Genomic DNA, 20132 nt, shown 5'->3' on the forward strand with positions numbered 1-20132 from the left:
TCAGGCGGAAGGAGCGTCGAAAACCTCGCCGGGGCGCATGGGCTGAAAACGGCTCTCATCCACCCCTTGCTCCTTGAGTGCCGCCTTGAGCGCCACGAGCGGGGCGTCCACCGCCTCATCGGTCAGTTGCACGGTGCCCCAGTGATGGCCGCAGACATGCGCTGCACCACAAAGCTTCATGCCTTCCACGGCTTCGGCCGGGTTCTGGTGCTGGCCCTTCATGAACCATCGCGGTTCGTAAGCGCCGAAAGGCAGGTTTGCGAGGCGGAAATCGCCGTGCTTCTTGCGCGCGGCGTGATAATTGAGACCTTCATGGAAGCCGGTGTCACCGATATGGTAGATTTTGCCACCGGGCGTTTCGATGACGAAGGCAGCCCATAGCGCCATGCGCCGGTCGTTCAGGCCGCGGGCAGACCAGTGATGGCACGGCTCGAAGTGGATTTTGACCGGCCCTGTCTCCACCACATCGCCCCAGTCGCCCACCTCGATACGCGCCGCCTCGACACCGGTACGGATGATGGCGTCATTGCCGAGCGGCGTGATGAAGAGCGGCTTGTGCGCGACATGCAGGCGCTTCAGCGTTTCCATATCCAGATGGTCGTAGTGATTATGCGTCACCAGCACCAGATCGATGGGCGGCAGGTCCTCGAAACGGATGCCGGGCGCATTGACCCGTTTGGGACCGGCGAAGCTGAACGGGCTGGTGCGCTGCGACCACACCGGATCGATGAGAATATTCAGCCCCGCCGTCTGGATGAGAAACGAGGCATGGCCGACGAAGGTGACACGCATGTCCCTGCCTTCGATCCGGGCTTCCGGTTTTGCGAAGGGAAAAGGGCTCGGATAGCTTTCCGGCCATGTGGCGCGCTCGCCATTGAAGCGCCATTTCATAAGGCCCATGAAATTGCCGGGCGGCGAACCGCCGGGATTGAAGAAGCGCACCCCGTCGAAATGATCGGAGATCGGGCCGCTATAATAGGCGCTCGCGTTCGAACGGCGGGCATAGAGGCCCCCACCCGCCAGAGCGAGCAGACCAAGAGCGGAAAAACGAAAGAAGTTTCGACGTTTCATGACAAAGGTATAAGGAGCGAAAGGGGCCCGTTCAAGCGCCGTCAATGGCCGCCTGCGGCCAATCACGCAAAGATGAAATGCGGGCCTTTTTGGCCACAAACCCGCGCCGCCTTGACTTTTCCCGCACTTTCCTGTTTATCCCGCCCATCAGCTGGCAGTTTCATGACTCCAAGCCGCCGACCGGGACCCGCAAAGGTATAAAGAGATCCCGGAGGTCAACACCCGACAGCGCGATGCGCCCTCGGGTGCTTTTTGGCTTTGCGTCTTGTTTTTGGCAGCGAAAGCACCGACGTTTCGGAAACCCCGGAACGAAGAAGGAAGAAACGATGTTTGAAAACCTCCAGGACCGCCTTGGTTCCATTCTGAATGGACTGACCGGCCGTGGCGCGCTGACGGAAGCCGATGTTGCCGCCGCCCTGCGCGAGGTTCGCCGTGCGCTTTTGGAAGCGGACGTTGCACTGGAAGTCGTGCGTTCCTTCACCGACAGGGTGCGTGAAAAAGCTGTTGGTGCAGCCGTCCTGAAGTCGATCAAACCCGGCCAGATGGTCGTCAAGATCGTGCATGACGAGCTTGTCGAGATGCTCGGCACCGAAGGCGTCTCCATCGATCTCAACGCCCCCGCCCCCGTCGTCATCATGATGGTGGGTCTGCAGGGCTCGGGCAAGACCACCACCACCGGCAAGATCGCCAAACGCCTGACCGACCGCGATAAGAAGAAGGTGCTGATGGCATCTCTCGACACGCGTCGTCCGGCCGCCCAGGAACAGCTTCGCCAGCTTGGTGTCCAGACGAGCATCGACACGCTGCCGATCATTGCCGGCCAGTCGCCGACCGATATCGCCGCGCGCGCAGTGCAGGCCGCCAAACTCGGCGGCCACGACGTCGTCATTCTCGACACCGCCGGCCGTACCCATATCGACGAACCCTTGATGCTGGAAATGGCCGACATCAAGAAGAAGTCCAACCCGCATGAAATCCTGCTGGTCGCGGATTCGCTGACCGGTCAGGACGCCGTCAACCTGGCGCGCAACTTCGATGAGCGCGTCGGCATCACCGGCCTCGTGCTGACCCGTATGGATGGCGACGGACGCGGCGGTGCGGCTCTCTCCATGCGCGCCGTCACCGGCAAGCCTATCAAGCTGATCGGTATCGGCGAGCGCATGAATGAACTCGACGAGTTCCATCCGCGCCGTATCGCCGACCGTATTCTCGGCATGGGCGACATCGTCTCGCTGGTCGAAAAGGCCGCCGAAAACATCGATGCGGAAAAAGCCCGCGCCATGGCCGAGAAGATGGCCAAGGGCAAGTTCGACCTCAACGATCTCTCCGACCAGCTTGCCCAGATGAAGAAGATGGGCGGCATGGGCGGCATCATGGGGCTGATGCCCGGCATGGCCGGCATGAAGGATAAGATGGCTTCGGCCGGTATGAACGACAAGATGTTCGACCGCCAGATCGCCATCATCTCCTCCATGACCAAGGCGGAACGCGCCAATCCCGATATTCTGAAGCACAGCCGCAAGAAGCGCATCGCCGCCGGTTCCGGCACGGATGCCGCTGAAATCAACAAGCTTCTGAAGATGCATCGCGGCATGGCCGACATGATGAAGGCAATGGGCGGCAAGGGCAAAGGCGGCATCATGAAGCAGATGATGGGCGGCCTTGCCGGCAAGATGGGCCTCGGTGGCCTTGGCGGCGGCATGCCTGATCTGTCGAATATCGATCCGAAGCAGCTCGAGGCGCTCCAGAAACAGGCGGAAGCCGCCGGTCTCGGCAAGCCGGGCGCAATGCCCGGTCTTGGCGGTCTGCCGGGCGGATTGCCGGGTGTGGGTGGCGCCAAGCTGCCCGGTTTTGGCGGCATGCCGGGCCTGCCCGGCTTTCCGAAAAAGAAGTGAGGGGGACACCAGTGAACAATGCAGAGGTGAAAGCCCAGCTTTCCGAATACCGCCAGTCGATCGACAATATCGATGCCGCACTGGTTCACATTCTTGCCGAACGTTTCCGCTGTACCAAAGCGGTGGGCGTGCTGAAGGCAAAGTACAATTTGCCGCCGGCCGACCCGGCGCGCGAGGAATACCAGATCGAACGCCTTCGCCGTCTGGCGAAGGACGCCAATCTGGACCCGGATTTCGCCGAGAAGTTCCTGAACTTCGTCATCAAGGAAGTCATCCGGCATCATGAAGCAATCGCCGCCGAACATGGCGGTACCGAAAAGACCGCCTGAAAGGCGGACAAGCCATCCTAAGGAGTATATCACATGGCACTTAAAATTCGTCTCGCACGCGGTGGTTCCAAGAAGCGCCCGTATTACCAGATCGTCGTTGCTGACGCCCGTTCGCCCCGCGACGGCCGTTTCCTCGAGAAGGTCGGTTCCTGGAACCCGATGCTCGGCAAGGACAACCCGCAGCGCGTTGAGCTGAAGGCTGACCTCATCAAGGAATGGATCGCCAAGGGCGCACAGCCGACCGACCGCGTTCTGCGCTTCCTCGCAGAAGCCGGCCTTGCCGAGCGTGCCGCTCGCAGCAACCCGGAAAAGGCAAAGCCGGGCAAGCGCGCTCTCGAGCGTATCGCTGAAAAGAAGCAGAAGGCTGAAGATGCAGCCGCTGCTGCTGCGGAAGCCTCTGCTGCAGAATAATCTGCACGGAAACTTTTGAGGAACGGGTGGCGTGGTTTTCCATGCCGCCCGTTTTTTGTTTATTTTGGCGTCAACAAACCGTAAAGCTGACGCAACCAACACCAGAAGACGGACGGCCCGATGGCAAAGCTGGAAAACCCGGTACTCATGGCAAAGATCGGCGGCGCACAGGGCCTGCGCGGCGAAGTCCGTGTCAGCACCTATACGGCCGATCCGATGGCGCTCGGCGATTATGGCAACCTTGTTACCGCCGATGGCCGTGTTTTCGAAATTCTGGAAGTGCGCGAGGGCAAGAACGTCGTCGTCGTTCGTTTCAGGGGCATCAACGACCGCAATGCGGCGGAAAGCCTGAATGGGCTGGAACTGTTCATCGAGCGTGACAATCTGCCCGACGACGAGCTTGACGATGACGAATTTTATTATGCCGATCTCGAAGGGCTGGAAGCCGTCGATGCCGATGGCAAAAGTTATGGCGCCGTCAGCGCCGTCTATGATTTCGGCGCAGGTGATCTGCTGGAGCTGAAAGGTGCAGGCCGTCGCCCCGCCCTCATTCCCTTTTCGGAAGCGGCCGTGCTGGAAATCGACCTCGAAGCCGGTCGTATTCTCATCGATCCGATGGCCGCCGGCCTGATCGACAACCCTGACGACAAGGACGAAACCGGCGCATCGCCGTTCGGCAAGAAATAAAGTCATGACCTTCAAGGCTACCGTTCTGACGCTCTACCCGGAAATGTTTCCGGGGCATCTCGGATATTCTCTGGCAGGCAAGGCGCTCGAGCGGGGGCAATGGTCGCTGGACGCCGTACAGATCCGCGAATTCGCCACCGACAAACACAGAAGCGTCGATGACACACCGGCGGGCGGCGGCGCCGGTATGGTGCTAAAACCCGACGTTCTCGCGGCGGCCATCGACCATGTTTCGGATGGCGACACACGGCCCCGCCTCCTTATGAGCCCACGTGGCAAACCCCTGTCGCAAAACCGTGTGCGTGAACTGGCAGCCGGAGAAGGCGCGATCATCGTCTGCGGCCGTTTCGAAGGCGTCGACCAGCGGGTGATCGAGGCCCGCGCGCTGGAGGAAGTGTCGATCGGCGATTACATCCTCTCCGGTGGTGAGCCGGCGGCGCTGACGCTTCTTGATGCCATCGTCCGCATCCTGCCGGGCGTCATGGGCAACGATCTTTCCGGCGTGCATGAAAGCTTCGAGGGCGGACTGCTGGAACATCCGCACTATACCCGCCCGCAGGTCTGGGAAGGCCGCGACATCCCAGCCGTTCTCACCTCTGGCAACCACGCCGCCATCGACAAATGGCGGCACGAGCGGGCGCTGGCGTTGACGAAGGAAAGACGCCCCGATCTTCTGGAAAAGGCTCAGGCCGAGACAAAATAATAGGCGGTCAGCACCAGCCCGACGGCGATCACCAGCCAGCGAATGATCCACTGCGGCACCCGCCGTGCCGTATGCACGCCCATATAGCCGCCAAGTGCGGCCGCAGGGAACATGATGAGCGCCGCCCACCAGGAAACGACGCCACCGCTGACGAAGATCGTGATTGCGATGACGGCGATCACGACAGACAAGAGGTTCTTCAACGCATTCAGATGATGATAGCTGCCGCCCGAGGTTATTCCGAGGATGGCCAGCATCATGATGCCCATGCCAGCGCCGAAAAATCCGCCATAGACGGAAGCGAGACCCTGAAAGACGAGGCTCGGCAGATTTCCGGGCGAACGTTCGGCGCTCGCCTTCGGCCGCAGCCACGGGCCGGCAGCGAAAACGGCGGTGGCCGCAAGAAGCAGCCATGGCACGAGCTGGCGGAAGGAAGGATTGTCGAGCGACAAAAGCAGCAGCGATCCGGCCAGCCCGCCGACGACTGAAACGCCCGACAAAAGGATCGCCTCGCGCCAATGGGCGCGGATTTCCGGCCCATAGGCGATCACGGAGGTGATGTAGCCCGGAAACTGCACGATGGCTGACGTGGCGTTGGCGACGATGGGTGGCAGACCGGCCAGCGTCATCGCCCCGAAGGTCAGGAAGGTGCCGCCACCGGCAATCGCATTGACGACACCCGACAGAAAACCGGTGGCGAACAGCATGAGAATAATGAATATGGACATGGCCCCTCCCAAGGTTCCCATGCCATATCCGCCAGCGCGCCGCTTCGCAACCGCCGGAACGCGGCGCGTAATTGATAAAATATTGTCATGAAAGGGATGACAAACGGCGCATCCTCGTGTATGTGCCCGCGTGGAAATGGGAAATATCCCAACCGAAAGCAAAGAATGGCGAACCCGCTCCTGCCGAAAGGCATGGTCTGGAGGCATTGACCGACAGACGAACCGTTGAGCGCTCTGGCTGTTTCAGAAGAAATCAGAGGTTAACATGACCAATATCATTCAGCAGCTGGAAGCCGAACAGGCCGCCAAGATCGAAGCAAAGCGCACCCTGCCCGAGTTTTCTCCGGGCGACACCCTGCGCGTCAACGTGCGCGTTACCGAAGGTAACCGTACCCGCGTTCAGGCTTACGAAGGCGTTTGCATCGCCCGTTCCGGCGGCGGTCTTTCCGAAAGCTTCACCGTTCGCAAGATTTCCTACGGCGAAGGCGTCGAGCGCGTATTCCCGATCTACTCCCCGCTGGTCGAAGGCGTTGAAGTCGTTCGCCGCGGTAAGGTTCGCCGCGCGAAACTCTACTACCTGCGCGACCGTCGCGGCAAGGCTGCCCGTATCGTTGAGAACACCGGTACGCGCGCCCGCAAGCTGAACGAGTCCGAGCGTCAGGCACTTGCCGACGAGAAGGCACGTCTGGAAGCCGAAAAGGTAGCAGCAGCACAGGCTCTCGCCGCCGAGAAGGCAGCAGCCGAAGCCGCAGAAGCCAAGGCAGCGGAAGAAGCAGCAAAGGCTGCGGAAGCCACAGCGGAATAAGATTTCCATTTCGATGGATTGATTGAAAGGCGGTCTTCGGGCCGCCTTTTTTGTTGCGTGGATATAACGCAACAAAGCACGCATGCGGCTTGAAAGCCGCGTTTGGCGAGCATTGGCTGGCCGGAGAATACCGAAGCTCTTTCAATCATTTCCTTTGCGGAAAGATGCGGCAAATTTCGACCGGCGACAAATGCCTGCCTGATTTCTTGCTCGAGTGTTTTAGCCCATCCTCGAACAGCATTGCCTAATTGCATTTATTGTGCGATTTTCTTGCTGTTTCAGGTGTTATTATGTTTTTATTTAATTCTTTTTTAACAAAAAATAAGTCCGCTTTTTTCGCCGCTGGTCTCGCCAGCGCGTTGATGAACATTCTTAATCTTTCCGGCTCGCTTTTCATGCTGGAAGTTTACGACCGCATTTTGCCAAGCAAGAGCATTCCATCCCTTGTGGCACTGGTCGTTCTCCTGATCGTTCTCTACGCGTTTCTGATGGGGTTCGACGCGCTGCGAGGCCGTATATTGGCGCGCATTTCGGACAATATGGACGACGCGCTCAATCAGAAGCTTTTCAGGGCGTCGATCAGTGCGCCGCTCCTTGCCTCGGGAAAGATCGATGGGCTGCAGATCGTCGGCGATCTCGATCAGATCCGCCAGTTCCTCTCGGGACCGGGCCCGGCGGCCTTTTTCGACATTCCCTGGCTGCCCATCTATCTCCTGATCTGTTTTACCCTGCATCCGTGGATCGGGTTCGCTGTGCTCGGCGGAGCTATAGTTCTCATCGTGCTGACGCTCCTTACGAACTGGCTGACCGAAAGGGCGACAAAGCAGGCTTATACCGCACGAGGGCAAAGAAACGTCCTTGTCGGCAGCAGCCAGCGCAACATCGAATCCATCAAGACCATGGGCATGATGGGGGCGGTGACATCCATGTGGGACGAGCTACATTCCAGATACCGCGCCATCACCCTGTTAACATCCGATACTGCCGGCATGCTCGGCGCCATGTCGCGAACCTTCCGCCTGTTGCTGCAATCCGGCGTCATGGCCATCGGCGCCGTTCTCGTCATCGACGGCAATGCATCGGCGGGCAGCATCATCGCAGGCTCGATCCTCTCCGCAAAGGCGCTCGGCCCTGTCGAACATGCGATTGCAAACTGGCGCAGCTTCATGACCGCAAGACAGGGCTGGAAACGCGTCAACGAGTTCCTGGAGCTGGTGCCCGAACCCTCGCCGCCGCTCTCCTTGCCCCGCCCGAAATATACCGTTGCCGTTGATCGGGTAACCGGTGGGCCACCCAATGGCGCGCGCGATACGGTCGCCGATATTTCCTTCACGCTGAACGCCGGCGATGGTCTCGGCATCATCGGCCCAAGCGCCTCGGGCAAATCCACACTGGCACGCTTGATGACCGGCATCTGGCCCTATGAACGCGGTTCCGTCCGCTTCGATGGGGCCGCGCTCAACCAGTGGGATTTCGAGTTTCTCGGCAAATCCATCGGTTACATGCCCCAGCAGGTGGAGCTGATGCCCGGAACCGTGGCGCAGAACATCGCACGCTTCGACCGCGATGCGACAGCGGAAGCGGTTGTGGCCGCAGCCAAGGCCGCGCAGGTGCATGAGCTGATCCTGAACCTGCCCAAGGGTTACGATACCTATATTGGCGACCGTGGCGAGGCCTTGTCGGGCGGTCAGAAACAGCGCATCGGCCTTGCCCGCGCGCTGTTTGGCGAACCCTTCTTCGTCCTTCTCGATGAGCCGAACTCCAATCTGGACAGCGAAGGCGAAGCGGCCCTGCGCACTGCCATTGGCGACATCAGGGCGCGTGGCGGCATTGTCGTCGTCATTGCCCATCGCCCCAGCGCCATCGAAAGCGTCAATCTGGTGATGGTGATGAGCAACGGCCGAATGCTGCGCTTTGGCACCAAGGAGGAGGTGCTCGCGCAAATCCTGCGGCAGAACATCCGCCAGGTGCCTGAGGAGGAAGAAACGCGCAAGATTGAAAACCGGGTGAGCGAAAATGGTTGAGGCGGAAAAACCCGGTATGACGAATGCGTCCATTCTCAGGCACTCGACCGCAGTGGTCGTTCTCGCCCTTGGCCTGCTGGTCGGATTGGGCGGCTGGGCGGCTTTTGCAAGGCTTGCTGGCGCAGTGGTGGCCACCGGCCGGGTTGTCGTTGAAGGCAACTCCAAGAAAATCCAGCATCTTTCCGGCGGCATCGTCAGCGAGATCAATGTCGCCGAAGGCGACAGGGTCGAGGCCGGTCAGGTCCTGTTACGGCTGAGCGCCACCGTCGTGCAGGCCAACCTCTCAATCGTCGAAAATACGCTTGCGCAGCTTTATTCGCGTCGAGCGCGTCTGCGTGCGGAAATTGCCGAGGCGCCGTCTTTCACCGTGCAGGAAGATCTGGCGGCACTGACGAGTTCGAAGGCAGCCAAGACCTTTATCGACAGCGAACAGAACCTTTTCAACAGCCGTCGCAACGCCTTGATCGGCATGAAAAAGCAGCTGGGAACACGCAAGGACCAACTCGCCGACGAGGCACGCGGCCTCGAGGTGCAGGTGGAGGCGACGGACAATGAGCTTGCCATTGTAAAGGAAGATGTTTCCAAGACGGACGAGCTCTTCAAAAAAGGGCTTGTCACACTTCAGCGCCTCAATCTCCTCAAGCGCCAGCTTTCCAATCTCGAAGGTCAGCAGGGCCAATACATCGCCGCCCGGGCACAGACAGTGGGCAAGCTGAGCGAACTGGACCTGCAATTGCTTCAGCTCGATGAAGACCGCAAATCGGAAGTCACGAAAGACCTGACATCGATCGAAGCGACCGTCGCGGAATATGAAGAGCGGCTGGCGGCAACGCGCGACCAGCTGGATCGCCTCGACATCCGCTCACCGATTGCCGGTCGCATCTACCAGCTCTCGGTGCACAATATAAATGGCGTCATTCAACCGGGTGAAGTGCTGATGCTGGTGGTGCCGGAGCGGGATGAGCTTGCCATCGAGGCCAACATAACCCCACGAGACATCGATCAGATTTACGTCGGGCAGCCGGTAACCATTCGCTTCACGGCATTCAATCAAAGCACGACGCCGGATTTGAGCGCGCAAGTTGCTGTCGTCGCCCCCGATCTGCAGACAGATTCCCGAACTGGATCATCTTATTACGCGCTGCGCATCAAACCCGACAAGGCCGGAATGGGTCATCTGCCCGGCGGGAAATTATATCCCGGCATGCCAGCCGAAGTGTTCATACAAACCAGCGAAAGGAGTGTTCTTTCTTATTTTGTGAAGCCGTTCCAGGACAGGCTCAAAAAGACCTTCGTCCAGGAATAAACAGTTTCCATTGCCCATAATTTTACGAAAGGAATTTCCGCAACACGTTAAAGACGCACTTTATTCAAAAAAACAATTTCTTATATTGTATTATCATTTTTTACGTATTAAATATCACCCGCAATATTTATTATAAATTTAATTTCAATTCATCGATTTCTCAAAATTTATGGAGTGTAAAATGGCGTTAAAAGTAACTTTCGGTAATGGTGGCGCCTACACTGTCGCTTCGCTTACCAATTTGGTCGATCAGGAAACATACAAACTCCTCGATGAAGCGACTACGCAGACCAAGACCGGCTCCTCGCTCAATTCCGGCATCGTTCAGGCCGCCCCGGGTGCCAAGATCGCTGTCGGATACAATGCCGACACGAACAGCTTCAATTTCGACGTAACGACGGCGTGGAATTCCGTTAAAAACGTCCTCGCCAAATCCGACACATCCGAAAACCTCTCGTTCAAGGATATCGTTCACGTCGATGTTCACCTCGGCGGCACGGGTTCATCCAATGTTGAAGTACTCAATGCCAAGCGTGGCAATATTTCAACGGGCTCAGGTAACGATACGGTAACCGTCTCTCTCGTTTCGAACGAGAAATTCTGGTCAAATGCCTTCAATGTCGACACAGGTGCTGGCAACGACACCATCACGTTCAAGGCAGGAAAGTCGTTCAACGACACCTCAGCCGAAGGTACGGGCGGTATTCTCGCCCAGGCTGTGAATGGCGGCGCTGGCGTAACCGACGGCAGTTTCACCAATGTCACCATCAATGCAGGCGCCGGTGACGACAAAATCGACCTGAGCGGAGTGAAGCTGGCTTCCTCGCTGGTAACCGGCGGCACGGGTATCGATCGCATCATTGCAAGCGGTGGCGCTGATACCTTCGTTTTCAATCTTGGCGATATGGCCAAGAGCATTGTTACCGACACCATCAACGGCTTCAATGCGTCTATGGACAAGCTGAAGCTGGTCGGGACGACAATTGGCGACTGGACGGTGTCGACTTACGAAGCAGACACGATCTTAAGCTATAATGTCGATGGAGCTCACAAAGGCGAGAAGATCGTTCTGTCCGGCGTCCACCTCACCGGTAGCGATTGGTTCACTGCATAATTGTCTCAAAGATAATTTCATTTCTCGTAGCCTGAAATGATTGTGGCCCGGAAGAATCCGGGCCACAATTTTTTGCTCATGAAACGGTAGGCAATCGCGTCAGCTATCGCAATCGTCCAGTCAAGCCGCCTTGGCCTGAGTGCCCATTCTACGCGTTGCAACGATGACCAGCACTCCGGCAAGCGCCAGGCAGAAGGCAAGGAAGAACATCGGCGCAATGGTGCTGCCGGTCTGATCCTTTATCCAGGGCACCACGTTCTGCGCCACGAAGCCACCCAGATTGCCGACGGAATTGATCGCGGCGATGCCGGCGGCCGCACCTGCTCCCTTGAGGAAGCGGCCGGGCAGGCTCCAGAACACCGGCTGGCCGGCGAAGATGCCTGCAGCGGCGATGCAGAGGAAGGCGAACTGCAAGACCGGATCGTTCAGCAATGCCGACATCAACAGACAAAAGGCGCCGACGAAGGCAGGACCGACGATATAGGGCGTCTTGTTCTTTGCCTTGTCGGCGGCCAGGGGCACAACGAACAGGGCGACGGCCACGATCACCCAGGGTATGATGTTGATGAAGCCATTGGCGGTATTGGAAACGCCGAAGCTCTTCACGATGGTTGGAAGCCAGTAGCTGAGACCATAGGCCGCCAGCGGAAAGCCGACATAGCAGAGCGCCATGAACAGAACGCGCGGATTGACCAGCGCCTTGAAGCCGTCCTCCGCATGCTCTTCCATGCCCTTGTTTTCTTCGGCCAGCCGGTTTTTCAACCAGTCCTTCTCATCCTGCGTCAGAAACTTCGCCTTTTCCGGGGTATCGTCGAGATAAAAGAAGGTGACGATACCGGCAATGACGGCCGGGATACCCGTGGCGAGGAATACCCATTCCCATCCGGCATAACCAAGGAAACCATCCAGATCGAGCAGCATGCCGCCGAGCGGCGCGCCGATGGCATTGGCAAGCGCGCTGAAAATCATGAACAGGCCGATCATGCGGCCGCGATAATCGCGCGGGAACCAGAGCGTCATGAGGAACAATACGCCGGGGAAGAAGCCCGCTTCGCAAAGCCCAAGCAGGAAGCGCAGGATGTAAAACATCGTGGCGTTCTGCGTATAGGCAAGCGCGATGGTGACGGCGCCCCAGGAAACCAGAATACGGGCAAACCATTTGCTGGCGCCGAAACGGTTGAGGAACAGGTTGCTCGGCACTTCGAAGATGAAGTAACCGATGAAGAACAGCGAAGCGCCAAGACCATAGGCATATTCGCTGAGGCTCAACGCGTCGACCATCTGCAGCTTGGCATAGCTGACATTCTGGCGGTCGATATAGGCGATGAGATAGAGAAGGCCAAGAAACGGCATCAGCCGCCATGTGATCTTCGAGATAAGGGCTTTTTCGGATACCATATGCTTTTCCCTCCCTTCGATTTCTCGTCGAAACGCAAATGATAAGGGAACCCATCTATATGTGCATCGCAAAATACGCAAGTTGCATTGCATCATGTCCATTGGAGAACCACAGCAGGGCAGGCCCGTTGCGGGCCTTCAGCCGTGATGCAGTGCACATAGAAAATGCCGGACCGTCGCGTTCCATGCTATGCGCATTGATATTGCCGTAAAACCGGTGATCTGCTATGAAGGCTGCCATGGGATCTAAATTCGGATGTCTCGCGCAGAATGTTTATGTGCTGCAGGACCACAAGCGTCTGCCGGCACGGTTCTTTGCGCGCGTTTCCGGGGCGCTCACCAGCCGACTTAGGCTCGCCTGACAGCACCGCTGTCCACACTTTTCTGAGCCCTGATTACCCTTTTCCATGACAAGGCATAGAGCCATGAGCGCACCCCGCACCCTGTATGACAAAATCTGGGACGACCACGTCGTCAATCGTGACCCGGACGGAACCTGTCTTCTCTACATCGACCGTCACCTCGTCCATGAGGTGACGAGCCCGCAGGCCTTCGAAGGCCTGCGCATGGCCGGTCGTCCCGTGCATTCGCCTGCCCGCACGCTGGCCGTTGTCGACCATAACGTTCCGACCACGGCCGACCGGCTGGAAGGCATCAAGAACGAGGAAAGCCGCATTCAGGTGGAAGCGCTTGCGCAGAACGCCAAGGATTTCGGCGTCGAATATTATTCCGAGCGCGACAAACGCCAGGGCATCGTTCACATCGTCGGCCCTGAACAGGGCTTCACCCTGCCGGGCATGACAATCGTGTGCGGCGACAGTCACACCTCGACCCACGGCGCCTTTGGCGCACTGGCGCATGGCATCGGCACCTCGGAAGTGGAGCACGTTCTGGCGACCCAGACGCTGATCCAGAAGAAAGCCAAGAACATGCTGGTGCGTGTCGACGGCAAAATTCCCGATGGCGTTACCGCCAAGGATATCATCCTCGCCATTATCGGCGAGATCGGCACGGCCGGTGGCACCGGCCACGTGATCGAATTTGCCGGCGAGGCGATCCGTTCGCTCTCCATGGAAGGCCGCATGACGGTCTGCAACATGACCATTGAGGGCGGCGCCCGTGCAGGTCTTATCGCACCTGACGAAACCACCTTCGATTACATCAAGGACAAGCCGCGCTCGCCGAAGGGCGAAACGCTGGAACAGGCCATCGCCTACTGGAAAACGCTGAAATCCGACGAAGGCGCCCATTACGACAAGGTCGTGGTGCTGGATGCGGCCAACCTGCCGCCCATCGTCTCCTGGGGCTCGTCTCCGGAAGACGTGACCTCCGTTGAAGGCATTGTTCCCAATCCCGATGATATCGAGGAAGAAAACAAGCGCGCCTCCAAGTGGCGTGCGCTTGACTACATGGGCCTGAAACCCGGCACGCGCATCACCGATATCGCCATCGACCGTGTCTTCATCGGCTCCTGCACCAACGGCCGCATCGAGGATTTGCGCGCGGCGGCGAAGATCGTTGACGGCCGTAAAGTCGCTCCCACCGTTTCGGCCATGATCGTGCCCGGCTCCGGTCTCGTGAAGGAACAGGCGGAAAAGGAAGGTCTGGACAAGATTTTCCTCGACGCCGGTTTCGAATGGCGCGAGCCAGGCTGCTCCATGTGCCTTGCCATGAATGACGACCGCCTGAAACCCGGCGAACGCTGCGCCTCCACCTCGAACCGCAATTTCGAAGGCCGTCAGGGCTATAAGAGCCGCACCCACCTCGTCTCCCCCGCCATGGCAGCGGCGGCGGCGATTGCCGGTCATTTCGTCGACGTACGTGAGTGGCAATGATTGCCGGATGATGGCTTGACCACAGAACCTCGGAGCGATCCGAGGTTTTTGTTTATTCCGAAATGATCTTCACCCGCTGGCCCGGCTGAATGGTGGCCGTGGCGCTCATGGCATTGATCATGCGGAACATGTCGAGCTTCCGGTCGGTTCCCATCATCCGCGCTGCCATCGTCGCCACGGTTTCACCGGGCTTCACCGTCACCACCCGCACCCTGAGCGGTTTCAGCGAGGCGATTTCCTGCGGCGTCATCTTGCGGAAGCTGGTGCGCAATGTATTGGCGATGGAATCAAGCTGCGTATTGCCCTTCGGCACGGCGGTCAGGAAACGGAATATCTGCTGGCCGACACGAATGACGGTCACGTCGAAGTCCCATTTATCCGCACTTGCCCGGGCCGTCGCGGCCTCCAGACCATTGATCTGGGTTTCCTTGACGGTTTCCGGCAACAGGCCGGCAACCCAGCCGCTGGTCAGGTAATTGGCAAGGCTCGTCTGTTTCGGATCGGCGACACCGTCAAAACGGATGGCCATATCGCCCGGTCCCGTCGCCAGAACGGCCTCAACCTTGTTGTCGATAAGGAAACCTTCCGGCACATCGAAACGAATGCCGAGCGTTCCGTGCAGGAATGTCTGGCCGCGGACATAACCTTCCTGCGGGCTATCGCCATAAAGCAGACCATCTATGCCATCCAGAAACCAGTCGCGACCACGATCGCCGACCTGGCCGTCCTGGCCGAAGGCGCGGGCATGACGGCGCGCAAGCTCGATGCGCTGCGGCGTGTTGGGGTGGCTGGAAAGGAAGTCAAGGCTCTGGTCGTTTTCGGGATCAGCCGAAGAGAACCGCGCATAGGCCGCCATGGAATCCAGAAAACGTGGCGAGGCAAAGGGGTCGTAACCGGCCTCGCCCAGCATCCGCACGCCGATCACATCCGCCTGCAATTCCTGCTGGCGCGAAAAGGCCGCAAGCCGCAGCTTGCCACGCGCAAGCGCCTGCTTGCCGGCGAGATCGCTCGACAGCACTTCGGCAACCACGCGGCTGGCAATCACCTCCGCCTCTTCGCGGCGCTGGCGTTCGATGCCATGATTGGCGGTGACATGGCCCATCTCATGCGAAAGCACGGCGGCCACTTCCGAAGCATCGTTGGCAAGCGCCAGAAGCCCGCGCGTCACGTAAAGATATCCGCCCGGCAGCGCAAAGGCGTTGATGGCCGGCGAGTTGAGAATAGTGATGCGGTAAGACTGTTGCGGATTTTCCGAAACGGCGGTCAGAGCGCCGGCGATACGCGCGACAAGCCGTTCCGTCTTGGCGTCGCGGTACTCACCGCCATAACTCGCCACGATGCGCGGATGCTCGCGAGCGCCCATCTGGGCGCGGGGATCATTCTTCTGCACCTCTTCCACGGTCTGCGGATTATCCGATGGGCGCAGGGTGGACTGGTAGGCCGGGCTGAAGAGAGACTGGCACGACGACAGGAACACCGCAGACGCGGTCAGCACGGAACAGGCTGCAGCCATCCTGCCCGAACGGCGAAGGCCTGAACGGGAGAAGAGCCTCCACTGTGCAGTCATGCTATTTCTCATTCTCTATGCCTGCCCCTAACGTTCCTGATCATCCGTTAATTGCAGACCAGAATAACAGATTCGCCCCAACGGGCGATGAATGCCGAAACGGTAAAAACGATCCATCAAGTCCGGATTATTCCTGAAGAACGCAATAATTCCCATCTTTTCTCGGGCAACAACTTGAAACTGGCAAGTGCAAATTAGCGCCATTGAAGTCATCTAAAGCGATTGCCAGCGGCACACGTCGAAAATAAGGCGATCACCCGTTCAGAAAACTGTCCACCGCCTTCACATTTTGTGTGGCGAAGAAATCTGCGGTCGAGCCGACATAGACAACCCGGCCGCGATCAAGAAAAACCACCTGCTGCGCCAGCTTCTTTATGTCTTCGGGATGGTGGGTGACAATAATCACCGTGTTTTTTGTTTCTCCATGCAAGTCGAGAAGCAGGGAGGTCATACCCGACCGCAGTCCCGGATCGAGTGCGGCAAAGGGCTCGTCGAGCAGCATGACCGGTTTTTTCCTGACCAGCGCACGCGCCAGCGCCGCTCTCTGCCTTTCTCCGCCGGAAAGCGTGCCCGGCAAACGTTTGTCGAAACCCGCCAGACCGACACGCGCAAGCGCCATCTCAATCCGTTCCCGGTCTTCCACCCGCAATTTCAGCCCGGGGCTGACACCGAGAGCGACATTGGTGAAGATATCGAGATGCGCAAACAGATTATTATCCTGAAAGATCGATGAGACCGGTCTTTCCGAAGGATCAAGCGCCGTCATGTCCTGCCCGCCGATCATCACGCGCCCGGAATCCGGCGCTTCGAAACCGGCGACGAGGTTGAGAAGCGTCGACTTTCCCGAACCGGACGCGCCGACGACGGCAATTATCCGGCTCTTCGAGAATGTGCAATCGAGGTCGAAATCCTGTGTTCCAAGCCGCAGCCTCACCTTGTCCAGTTCAACGGCAAAATCATCGCCTGTCATATGCTCGCCCCTGCTGATTGGGATTGCCGTGCAACACCGCCTGCGGCAAGCAGCAGGCAGACGATACCGAGAAGGAAGGCATAACCGGCGGCATCGTTGGTACGATAGCTGCCCATATTGCTATAAACCAGCCATGGAAGGGTGACGAAACTTTCCGATCCGAACAGGGCAACCGCGCCTAAATCGCCGAGAGACAGGGCCATGGCGAAGGAAAACGCCATGGCCAGCGGCCGCCACAGAACCGGAAGATCGGCGAACCGCAGCCGCGCCAGACCCTGAAGCCCGAGACTGGCGGAAAGTCGGCCGGTGCGCAAGAAATGACTGGTGCAGGCCGGCTCCAGAACCCGCATGGCAAGCGGCAAAGCCATCAGCATATTGATCAGCGCCACCAGGACCGGCGCATAAAAGCTGACATCGCCGAAAACCCGCAATAACAGGAACCACCCGCTTCCCAATACGACAGGCGGCACCAAAAGCACCAGCGAAGACCCTGCCCCCAGCATGGCGGAGAGGAAGCGCAGGGGTTGTCCCGCTCGCCGTCTGGAGCCTATCGCCTGGCGCGCGCCGATGATCGCCATGCAGCAAAGCACGACAAGGGCTGCGGAGAGTGCGGCGATTGCAAGACTGGTCGCCGCCGCGCGCAGGAAAATCGGCGCGGACAGAAGACGCGGCAGGTCGGCACTCAAACCCGAGACAGCGATGGCGACAAGCGGCAGGCCGATCAGCAGAACAGCGAACACGATTGCCGCGCCATCCCAGAGGCGGGCACCGATTCCCTTTCCTTCGAAACGGCGAAGGGAACGACCAAGCGAGGGAATTTCCGCTTCGGGCGACGGCAAAAAGGCAAGAAGGCCGAGCAGGATTGCGGTGAGGGCAATCTGCAAAACCGAAAGCGCAATCGCCCGCTGCGGATCGAAATCGAACCGTAACGCCTGATAAATCGCCACCTCCAGCGTCGTTGCCGCCGGCCCGCCGCCCAACAGAAGAACGAGCGTGAAGCTGGTTGCGCACAGCATGAAGACAAGCCCGGCAATGCCGGGGACGAGACGCGCGACCGCCGGCCATTCGATAAAACGGAAAATCGAAACCGGCCCCATGCCGAGGCTCGCCGCCATGCGCCAATATTCGCCCGGAATGCGCTCCAGCCCGGCCAGCATCAGCCGCACCGAAAGCGGAAGATTGAAAAACACATGGGCAATGAGGATGCCGGACAGGCCGTAGATGCTGAAAGGTTCATCCGCCCCGGCAAAAACAAGTGCCGAATTCAAAACGCCCTGCCTGCCCCAGATGGTGATGATACCGAAGGCGCCGACGATCACCGGCAGGCCCATCGGCACCGCCATCAGCCTGATGATCCAGATCCTTCCCGGAAACGCGCGCCGACGGCAGAGCGCCAGCGCCACCGGCAGGCCGAGAACAATGGAAAGAAGGGTGGAAAGCGTTGCCTGATAAAGCGTGAAACGCAGGATGCGCAGCGTATAGGCATCCATGATGCCGGCAGCGGACGCGCCGGCATCAAAAGACAGGAGAGCCGCAACCGCGAGCGCCATGAACAGGAAAACGGCGGCAAAAGCCGCCGTTCCGAAAATGATCGACCGCCGGTAATCGCGACGCAGCATCATGCGCGGGTATGCCTCTTCCTCAATTCATGCTCATGGCGGCAAGCCATTCATCGATCCATGCCTTGCGGTTCTTCGCCACCTCTTCCGGATCCATCAGAAAAGCCTTCTGCGGCACCACGAGTTTTGAAAACGCCTCCGGCAAGGGCTTCGAGGTCGCCGCAACCGGCATCATCCAGTTGTTTTCCGGAATGGCATCCTGAAAACCGGATGTCAGCGTGAAAGCGAGGAATTGCTTTGCCAGTTCCTTGTGCGGCGCGTTTTTGAGGAGACCGGAAACCTCGATCTGGATGTAATGCCCTTCGGAAAAGGCGGCGGCCTGATAACGATCCGTTTTTTCAGCGACCATGTGATAGGCGGGCGACGTGGTATAGGAGAGCACCATCGGCACCTCACCCTTGGTGAAGAGGCCATAGGATTCCGACCAGCCCGGCGTAACAGTGAGAATGCGCTTCCTGAGCTTTTCCCAGGCCTCCGGGGCCTTGTCGCCGTAAACCGATTTCACCCATAGCAGCAGGCCAAGCCCCGGCGTGGAGGTGCGCGGATCCTGAATGACGATTTTCTGCGAGGGGTCGCCTTCCACGAGGTCTTTCAGGCTCGTCGGCGGGTTTTTCACCGTCTGCGTATCATAGATGACAGCGAAATGACCGTAATCATAGGGAACGAAAACATCGTCCGTGTAGCCGCCCGGCACCTTGGCCGCCGATACATCGATGCCGCTGACATCGAACAGACCGGTCTGTTTTGCTTCCGCGACAAGATTGGTGTCGAGACCGACGACGACATCCGCCTTGGACCCCGCCCCTTCAAGCTTCAGACGATTGAGCAGCGCCACGCCATCGGCCACGCCGACGAAATTGACCGTGCAGTTGCAAACCTTCTCGAAGGCCTCCTTCACCTTGGGACCGGGACCCCATTCGGAAACGAAGCTCTCATAGGTGTAGACGGTCAGTTCCTGTCTATCCTGTGCGACGGCAAGACCGGGCAGAAACAGCGAGGCGGCAAAGAGGGAATTCAGGAAAAGACGACGGCGCACGGGTATCTCCTCAAAAAAACGATAGGGAAATAGCCGCCTGCGTTAAAGCCGTCTAATCCCTCCGCCGGTATGAACCGGATCAGGTTCTTCGGGTTGGCAAGCCTCTCAGCCTTTTACACCCAAGCGCAAAAGACACCCCGTTAGATCAAGATGATGGTGTAGTCCCGCCGCCCCTGATTGGCAAGATGGCCGAGGTCAGCCCTGTTCCGTCATATGCACCAGTTCCCAGACGTGCCCGTCGGGATCCTGAAAGCTGCCGGCATACATGAAGCCATGGTCCTGAACGGGCTTCCAGCCGCTGCCGCCGGAGGCGAGCGCCGTGGCGATCATCCGGTCGATTTCCTCCCTGCTTCCGGCGGAAAGACAGGTCAGAACCTCGGTGGTTCGTGTCGCGTCGGCAATGTCGCCGTTGATGAAATCGCGGAAACGTCCCTCCTGGAGAAGCATCACGAAGATATTCTCTTCCACGATCATGCAGAGCGTGCGGTCATCCGAATATTCCGGGTTGAAGCTGAAACCGAGAGCAGTGAAGAAGTTTCTTGATGTCTCGATATTCTTGACCGGCAGATTGACGAAAATCATGCGCATTTTCACAACTCCTCCAAACGAACGCCGGCATAGAACGGCAATTCTG

At 58.6% G+C, this 20132-nt stretch carries 18 protein-coding genes and 1 riboswitch; of the genes, 10 read left to right on the plus strand and 8 right to left on the minus strand.

The window, feature by feature from the left end:
• Positions 1 to 1071 (minus strand): MBL fold metallo-hydrolase, encoded by a 1071-nt coding sequence (locus PH605_RS04455; RefSeq protein WP_142844396.1) that lies wholly within the window; start codon positions 1069 to 1071, stop codon positions 1 to 3.
• A 326-nt stretch (positions 1072 to 1397) separates the two neighbouring features.
• Between PH605_RS04455 and ffh the strand changes: the two genes are divergently transcribed.
• The 5 genes from ffh (at position 1398) to trmD (ending at position 5096) form a co-directional block, all read left to right on the plus strand.
• Positions 1398 to 2966 carry a signal recognition particle protein gene (gene ffh, locus PH605_RS04460; protein ID WP_142844397.1) on the plus strand — a complete coding sequence of 523 codons (1569 nt, stop codon included), beginning with the start codon at positions 1398 to 1400 and terminating at the stop codon, positions 2964 to 2966.
• 11 nt (positions 2967 to 2977) lie between these two features.
• Positions 2978 to 3295 carry a chorismate mutase gene (locus tag PH605_RS04465; RefSeq protein WP_065656918.1) on the plus strand — a complete coding sequence of 106 codons (318 nt, stop codon included), beginning with the start codon at positions 2978 to 2980 and terminating at the stop codon, positions 3293 to 3295.
• Positions 3296 to 3328: 33 nt separating this feature from the next.
• Positions 3329 to 3706: a 30S ribosomal protein S16 gene (gene rpsP, locus PH605_RS04470; RefSeq protein WP_003520510.1), complete on the plus strand. Its 378-nt coding sequence runs from the start codon at positions 3329 to 3331 to the stop codon at positions 3704 to 3706.
• 120 nt (positions 3707 to 3826) lie between these two features.
• Positions 3827 to 4393, plus strand: coding sequence for a ribosome maturation factor RimM (rimM, locus tag PH605_RS04475; protein WP_065656916.1), 567 nt, complete (start codon positions 3827 to 3829; stop codon positions 4391 to 4393).
• Positions 4394 to 4397: 4 nt separating this feature from the next.
• Positions 4398 to 5096, plus strand: coding sequence for a tRNA (guanosine(37)-N1)-methyltransferase TrmD (gene trmD / locus PH605_RS04480; RefSeq protein ID WP_142844398.1), 699 nt, complete (start codon positions 4398 to 4400; stop codon positions 5094 to 5096).
• Here the strand turns inward: trmD and PH605_RS04485 are convergent.
• Positions 5078 to 5824, minus strand: coding sequence for a sulfite exporter TauE/SafE family protein (locus PH605_RS04485; RefSeq protein ID WP_078052347.1), 747 nt, complete (start codon positions 5822 to 5824; stop codon positions 5078 to 5080). The two genes, trmD and PH605_RS04485, sit on opposite strands and share 19 nt — an antisense overlap.
• 265 nt (positions 5825 to 6089) lie before the next feature.
• Between PH605_RS04485 and rplS the strand changes: the two genes are divergently transcribed.
• The 4 genes from rplS (at position 6090) to PH605_RS04505 (ending at position 11073) form a co-directional block, all read left to right on the plus strand.
• A complete protein-coding gene (rplS, locus tag PH605_RS04490) occupies positions 6090 to 6629 on the plus strand; it encodes a 50S ribosomal protein L19 (RefSeq protein WP_059759847.1) in 540 nt (179 codons plus the stop codon).
• 290 nt (positions 6630 to 6919) lie between these two features.
• On the plus strand, positions 6920 to 8653 hold the full coding sequence (locus tag PH605_RS04495; protein WP_142844399.1) for a type I secretion system permease/ATPase: 1734 nt from the start codon (positions 6920 to 6922) through the stop codon (positions 8651 to 8653).
• Positions 8646 to 9959, plus strand: a complete 1314-nt coding sequence (locus PH605_RS04500; protein WP_142844400.1) for an HlyD family type I secretion periplasmic adaptor subunit — start codon at positions 8646 to 8648, stop codon at positions 9957 to 9959. Before PH605_RS04495 ends, PH605_RS04500 begins: the two co-directional genes overlap by 8 nt.
• A gap of 181 nt (positions 9960 to 10140) precedes the next feature.
• The gene (locus tag PH605_RS04505) at positions 10141 to 11073 is read left to right on the plus strand and encodes a rhizobiocin (RefSeq protein WP_142844401.1); all 933 of its coding nucleotides are present in this window, start codon (positions 10141 to 10143) and stop codon (positions 11071 to 11073) included.
• 120 nt (positions 11074 to 11193) lie between these two features.
• Here the strand turns inward: PH605_RS04505 and PH605_RS04510 are convergent, their stop codons facing one another.
• Complete coding sequence (locus PH605_RS04510; protein ID WP_142844402.1) at positions 11194 to 12471, minus strand: MFS transporter; 1278 nt, start codon at positions 12469 to 12471, stop codon at positions 11194 to 11196.
• A 425-nt stretch (positions 12472 to 12896) separates the two neighbouring features.
• Between PH605_RS04510 and leuC the strand changes: the two genes are divergently transcribed.
• The gene (gene leuC / locus PH605_RS04515; protein WP_080856860.1) at positions 12897 to 14306 is read left to right on the plus strand and encodes a 3-isopropylmalate dehydratase large subunit; all 1410 of its coding nucleotides are present in this window, start codon (positions 12897 to 12899) and stop codon (positions 14304 to 14306) included.
• 52 nt (positions 14307 to 14358) lie between these two features.
• Here the strand turns inward: leuC and PH605_RS04520 are convergent, their stop codons facing one another.
• From PH605_RS04520 to PH605_RS04540, 5 genes are all read right to left on the minus strand, one after another.
• Entirely contained in the window at positions 14359 to 15819 is a 1461-nt protein-coding gene (locus tag PH605_RS04520) for a M48 family metalloprotease (protein WP_161987793.1), read from the minus strand.
• Positions 15820 to 16126: 307 nt separating this feature from the next.
• Positions 16127 to 16843, minus strand: coding sequence for a thiamine ABC transporter ATP-binding protein (locus tag PH605_RS04525; RefSeq protein WP_142844403.1), 717 nt, complete (start codon positions 16841 to 16843; stop codon positions 16127 to 16129).
• Positions 16840 to 18465, minus strand: a complete 1626-nt coding sequence (gene thiP / locus PH605_RS04530; protein WP_142844404.1) for a thiamine/thiamine pyrophosphate ABC transporter permease ThiP — start codon at positions 18463 to 18465, stop codon at positions 16840 to 16842. Before thiP ends, PH605_RS04525 begins: the two co-directional genes overlap by 4 nt.
• A gap of 19 nt (positions 18466 to 18484) precedes the next feature.
• Entirely contained in the window at positions 18485 to 19498 is a 1014-nt protein-coding gene (gene thiB / locus PH605_RS04535) for a thiamine ABC transporter substrate binding subunit (protein ID WP_142844405.1), read from the minus strand.
• Between the two features lie 39 nt (positions 19499 to 19537).
• Positions 19538 to 19648, minus strand: a riboswitch (TPP riboswitch).
• A 45-nt stretch (positions 19649 to 19693) separates the two neighbouring features.
• On the minus strand, positions 19694 to 20086 hold the full coding sequence (locus PH605_RS04540) for a VOC family protein (protein WP_003520331.1): 393 nt from the start codon (positions 20084 to 20086) through the stop codon (positions 19694 to 19696).
• Positions 20087 to 20132: the final 46 nt, after the last annotated feature.

The sequence above is a fragment of the Agrobacterium sp. CFBP 3001 genome (assembly GCF_027871605.1).
GTDB lineage: Bacteria > Pseudomonadota > Alphaproteobacteria > Rhizobiales > Rhizobiaceae > Agrobacterium > Agrobacterium leguminum.